The sequence below is a fragment of the Synechococcus sp. R6-10 genome (assembly GCF_047461815.1).
Lineage (GTDB): Bacteria > Cyanobacteriota > Cyanobacteriia > Thermostichales > Thermostichaceae > Thermostichus.
In genome coordinates this window covers 1-4,500 of sequence record NZ_JANSHW010000609.1, presented here as the reverse complement: position 1 = coordinate 4,500, position 4,500 = coordinate 1, and the positions used below count along the sequence as shown (strand labels likewise).

The 4,500-nt window shown below is 56.1% G+C and carries 9 protein-coding genes and 1 pseudogene; 9 read left to right on the top strand and 1 reads right to left on the bottom strand.

Annotated features, from left to right (window positions below):
* The 3 genes and pseudogenes from NW837_RS14525 to NW837_RS14515 form a co-directional block, all read left to right on the top strand.
* A pseudogene (locus NW837_RS14525) lies at positions 1 to 274 on the top strand (Photosystem I reaction center subunit III); the annotation flags it as partial.
* A 52-nt stretch (positions 275 to 326) separates the two neighbouring features.
* Positions 327 to 446: a photosystem I reaction center subunit IX gene (locus NW837_RS14520; RefSeq protein ID WP_011434365.1), complete on the top strand. Its 120-nt coding sequence runs from the start codon at positions 327 to 329 to the stop codon at positions 444 to 446.
* 100 nt (positions 447 to 546) lie between these two features.
* Positions 547 to 1,035 carry a photosystem I reaction center protein subunit XI gene (locus tag NW837_RS14515; protein WP_414332284.1) on the top strand — a complete coding sequence of 163 codons (489 nt, stop codon included), beginning with the start codon at positions 547 to 549 and terminating at the stop codon, positions 1,033 to 1,035.
* Between the two features lie 6 nt (positions 1,036 to 1,041).
* On the opposite strand, the gene NW837_RS14510 is transcribed toward NW837_RS14515, so the two are convergent.
* On the bottom strand, positions 1,042 to 1,242 hold the full coding sequence (locus NW837_RS14510) for a hypothetical protein (protein ID WP_041436874.1): 201 nt from the start codon (positions 1,240 to 1,242) through the stop codon (positions 1,042 to 1,044).
* A gap of 207 nt (positions 1,243 to 1,449) precedes the next feature.
* Between NW837_RS14510 and NW837_RS14505 the strand changes: the two genes are divergently transcribed.
* The 6 genes from NW837_RS14505 to NW837_RS14480 form a co-directional block, all read left to right on the top strand.
* Positions 1,450 to 1,881 carry a ribonuclease III domain-containing protein gene (locus NW837_RS14505; protein WP_011434368.1) on the top strand — a complete coding sequence of 144 codons (432 nt, stop codon included), beginning with the start codon at positions 1,450 to 1,452 and terminating at the stop codon, positions 1,879 to 1,881.
* Positions 1,882 to 1,914: 33 nt separating this feature from the next.
* A complete protein-coding gene (gene rlmB, locus NW837_RS14500) occupies positions 1,915 to 3,051 on the top strand; it encodes a 23S rRNA (guanosine(2251)-2'-O)-methyltransferase RlmB (RefSeq protein ID WP_414332283.1) in 1,137 nt (378 codons plus the stop codon).
* 22 nt (positions 3,052 to 3,073) lie between these two features.
* A complete protein-coding gene (locus NW837_RS14495) occupies positions 3,074 to 3,331 on the top strand; it encodes a DUF1816 domain-containing protein (RefSeq protein WP_011434370.1) in 258 nt (85 codons plus the stop codon).
* Positions 3,331 to 3,648 carry a 2Fe-2S iron-sulfur cluster-binding protein gene (locus NW837_RS14490; RefSeq protein ID WP_011434371.1) on the top strand — a complete coding sequence of 106 codons (318 nt, stop codon included), beginning with the start codon at positions 3,331 to 3,333 and terminating at the stop codon, positions 3,646 to 3,648. The genes NW837_RS14495 and NW837_RS14490 overlap by 1 nt, the downstream gene beginning before the upstream one ends.
* 288 nt (positions 3,649 to 3,936) lie before the next feature.
* Positions 3,937 to 4,143, top strand: coding sequence for a hypothetical protein (locus tag NW837_RS14485; protein ID WP_414332282.1), 207 nt, complete (start codon positions 3,937 to 3,939; stop codon positions 4,141 to 4,143).
* A 173-nt stretch (positions 4,144 to 4,316) separates the two neighbouring features.
* Positions 4,317 to 4,500, top strand: a 184-nt coding sequence (locus NW837_RS14480; RefSeq protein WP_414332281.1) for a bifunctional hydroxymethylpyrimidine kinase/phosphomethylpyrimidine kinase, incomplete at its 3' end; no start/stop codon positions are given.

The following is a 4,500-nucleotide window of genomic DNA, read 5'->3' as shown; positions in this document are numbered from 1 at the left end:
GGTTACGGATGGTCGGTTGAACCATGCGGGCGAGTTTCTCATCCCCGGTCTGCTCTTCCTGTATATTGCCGGTTGGCTGGGCTGGGCGGGGCGTTCTTACCTGATCGCGGTTCGGGATGAGGATAGCCCCGAAATGAAAGAAAGCCTGATCGATGTACCGCTGGCGCTGCGGTGCTTCCTCACGGCTTTGGCTTGGCCCGCTGCTGCTTTTAAGGAAATTGCCAGCGGCGAAATTCGAGAGCCGGAAGCGGCTGTGCCCATCTCCCCCCGCTGAGGAGCTGAGCCCGGCTTTCTAACTCGATTTATTTAACTTTTGAGAGGCGTCTATGGCTGATTTCACCAAGTTTCTCACCACTGCTCCGGTGGCATTTATCCTGTTTTCCAGCTTTGTTTTTGCCCTGTTCATCGAGATCAATCGCTTCTTCCCCGACATTTTGACGTTCTGAGTGTAGGCCAGGGATCCCCAGCGCAACCTACGCCCGGTGGGATCCCTGCTTTTTTAGGCTTTTTTCCATCCTCCTTTGAACTGGACACAGAGTTGCTGAAATGGTCGAACCCAATGCCGATCCTGCTCCGTTGAATAGGTTGAACATGAATAAGGGATACGTCACCGTCCCTGAGGGAGATCCGCAAATTGGGGATCTCTGGACACCGATCAACCACGCGCCTGTTGTCCGGCTGTTGATCGACTGGCTGCCCATCAACCGACCGGGATTGAGTTCCATTTGGCGGGGCTTGGAAATCGGTATGGCCCACGGCTATTGGCTGGTAGGCCCCTTTGCCAAGCTGGGGCCGCTGCGCAACGAGCCCATCGGTCTGCTGAGCGGCTTTTTGGGAGCCTGTGGCCTGATCTTGATTCTGACGGCGGCCCTTTCTCTCTACGGCACTGTCACTTCGCAGCGCAACATAGGGCCGGTAGGGGGATCCCAATCTTGGAGCGAATTGGCCGCTGGCTTTTTGGTAGGGGGTATGGGGGGGGCGGTCGTCGCCTACCTGCTTTTGCTGAATGCAGATCTCCTTGTCCCCGCATCTTAACTGGAGCTATTGGCCATCCGTTGGATCATCCACAACGTCTTTAATCGCTTCTCGAGCATCCTCGACTCCAGGGTGGGTGGCTGCCTTTGTTTGCTCGGCCTTACCTTCCAGCCTTTCACGCTGATCGCTGGCCAGCTCACCCACAATTTCTTGGATTTTGCTCTCCAGATTCTTGGCAGTAACTCCAACTGGCTTTTCAAGGCTCATAACATCAGCCCCTTAACCGGCTTTGCCCTGTCTACTCGATAGCACCTTTTCTCTTTGGGCCTCGTGATCCAAATCACCTGCAAGGCAGCAAAGAGGGTGGGTCGGGCTGGCAGACCAGAGGAAGCTTGTCTTAGCATGGACTGAATTCTGCAATGAGCCGATAACAGCGGTTCTAGAGATTTTTCTGCCTATCTTTCGTGAGCTGCTGTGAACGATCTGCTGTTCGAGCCCACTTCCGAAAGGCCCTCCTTGGCCGAGATTCGCCGCCTATCGCCCGCAGCCTTGGCCTACTTGGGAGACGCCATTTACGAACTGCATGTGCGGCGGCAACGGCTATTTCCTCCGGATCGACTGGAGCGCTATCATCAGCAGGTGGTGAGGCGGGTGCGCGGCTCGGCTCAGGCTAAGCTGCTGTTGGCCCTGTTGCCCCATCTCAACCCCGAAGAGCAGGAAATTGTCCGCTGGGGTCGCAATGGCTGCGGTCGCCCACCCCGGCATCTGCCTCTGGCCGATTACCAAAACGCCAGCGGCCTGGAAACAGTTCTGGGCTATCTCTACCTGGCCAATCCCGAACGGCTGCGCCATATCCTCGCCCTCACTGATGTTTTGGCTGAGACCCTAGGCGAGTGGGAAGGTTAGGATAGTCTTTCCGTCTTTCCATCTTCCACGCCCATGCCCAAGACTTCTCAGCGCAAACCTGCTTCACGGCTGTCTCGCTCGGGCAAACTGCAGCCGCGAAGGGCAGGGCAATCCGTTAGCAAGCGGGTACAGCGGCCCAAACGCCGAGACGGGGATCCCAAGCTTGCCACCCAAGAGGCTCCGGTGAAGCCCATCCGTCGCGACGCGCAACGGCAGTGGCCCCAAGGCAAGATGGCTCCTCAACCAGTAGGCGAGCTGGATCCCGGCCTCTCCACTGGCGAGACAGGGATCTTGCCAGGGGAAGTTCAGCCTCAGGCCGACGGGAATCCGGAGACCGAGCTGGAGCAAGAGATTATCTACGGTCGCCAGACAGTACTGGCTGCTTTGAAAAGTCAAGCCACCCTCAATCGGGTTTGGATCTTGCCGAAGTTGCGCTACAGCCCCCAATTTTTGTCTCTGTTGGAAGAAGCCAAAGCGCGGGGCACCGTTATCGACGAAGTGTCTCCAAAGCGGCTGAACGCCCTCACGGCTGGCGCCAACCACCAGGGTATCGCTGCCCAAGCCACGCCTTATCAGTACGTGGCCCTGGAGGATTTGGTGGAAAGAAGCTGGCAGGCCAGCCCCAATCCGGTGCTGGTGGTTCTAGACGGGATCCAGGATCCCCATAACTTGGGAGCCATTGCCCGTAGCGTAGAAGCTTTTGGCATGCAGGGGATGGTGATCCCACAACGGCGGGCAGCAGGAGTCACCTCGACGGTGATGAAGGTGGCGGCAGGAGCCCTCTCTACCTTGCCGGTGGCGCGGGTGGTGAATTTGAATCGGGCTTTGGAATACCTCAAAGAGCAGGGGTTTTGGGTTTATGGCACCACCAGCCGAGGGGCTGACCCCATCTATAGCGCCGATTTTCAGCGGCCCATTGCTTTGGTAGTGGGATCCGAGGGGGAAGGGATTAGCCTGCTCACACAGCGCCATTGTGACCAACTGCTGTCCATTCCCTTGGCAGGCCGTACTGAAAGCTTGAATGCTTCTGTGGCCGCCGGCATTGCCCTCTACGAAATCCACCGGCAGCGCTCTCCCCACCACCTCAAACGCCCTGAGGTTGATACATTCCTCAACAAATCGTCAATAAAAGTAGTAGAATCTAGGGGATTGCAAAAGGACATCCAATGATTGCTAGACTTGATAATGGGGGATGGATCCCGTGAGCAACCCTTTGGTCAGTCTGTTGGATAAGCTGCGCGGCCTGTCGGTCTGGATCGAGATCACCACCGAGGACTGCACCTACTACTACGGCCCCTTCTCCGATGAAGCTGAGGCGGAGCGGCTCAAAGGCCACTACATCGCCGACCTGCAAAAGGAAGGAGCCAAAAAGATCCAGGCTCTGGTGAAGAAAATGCGCCAGCCACAGTCTCTGACGGTGACCCGTACTCCGTCGGGAGCCCGTTCCTGATGTCTGCTACGGCTTATCAAGTAACCCTTCATCACCGCGGCCAAACCTACCGCTTCCCTGCCTCTGCGGATCAGACGGTTTTACAAGCTGCTCTTGAACACGGGATAGAGCTGCCTTCCTCTTGTCAGGCGGGGGTTTGCACCACCTGTGCGGGGCGGCTGAAGTCGGGATCTGTGACTCAGACAGAGGCAATGGGGATTGGCCCAGAACTGCAGGCTCAGGGCTTTGTGCTGCTGTGTGTAGCCTATGCTACCTCCGATTTGGAGGTGGAGACCGATCAAGAGGAAGAGGTTTACCGTTTGCAGTTTGGCTCCTAACCGTGCCGGATTTCTGTTCAGGTCTACTTGTTAGTAGGTGTTGTAGTCATTTCGATTCAAACTAGGACACTGTACCCACAACTAAAACCTTGGTCGCGTCTTCGCGTCAGCGTTGCGGAGCAATAGCGTTGCGGAGCAATAATGCAGGGGCCCAAAAGGTTTTTCTCAGTAGCCCGGCTGTCTCAGCCTAATCTGAAAATACTACATTAGTTTATATTGTTGGATTCTTAGTGTTAGAAGTTATCGAAAGTAAGTCTGTTTCCTTGGCGAGATCAGTTCTCGACTCCTGTGAAGTTGCATTTGTTGCACCTATCTCTGCCGTTGAGCTCGCCTCTCTCTGCCCCGCAACTGGAGCAATCCCTCTGTCAGCAAGTTGACCGGGAGCTGGGCCAGCCGGCTCGGCTTCTGCGCTGGAGCTTGACGGCGGTGGAGGGGGATAGAGCCTGGGTTGAGGTGGTCGCCACCACTGATGAGGGCTACTCGGATTTAGACTAGGACAACTCACTCTTAGTCAGCTTCTTGACAGACGTCTGCAAGAGTTTTCCCAATACCCCAGTGGTCTCAGACCAATCGAGAACCAACAGTTTCATTGCTACGTTAAAGAGATGGTTCATATTGATTGATGGAAATGGCTATCGGTACCCTTGCCCATTTTTGTCGTTTGGCCAATGTCTGTCTCTGCATCTGAACCAACTCCGGCTCCACTGCTGGCCGAGCAGCACCCCCCTGTCGCCCTCACCATCGCTGGATCCGACAGTGGTGGGGGAGCAGGGATCCAAGCGGATTTGCGCACCTTTGCTTTCCATCGGGTACACGGTACCTCTGCCCTGACCTGCGTGACTGCCCAAAATA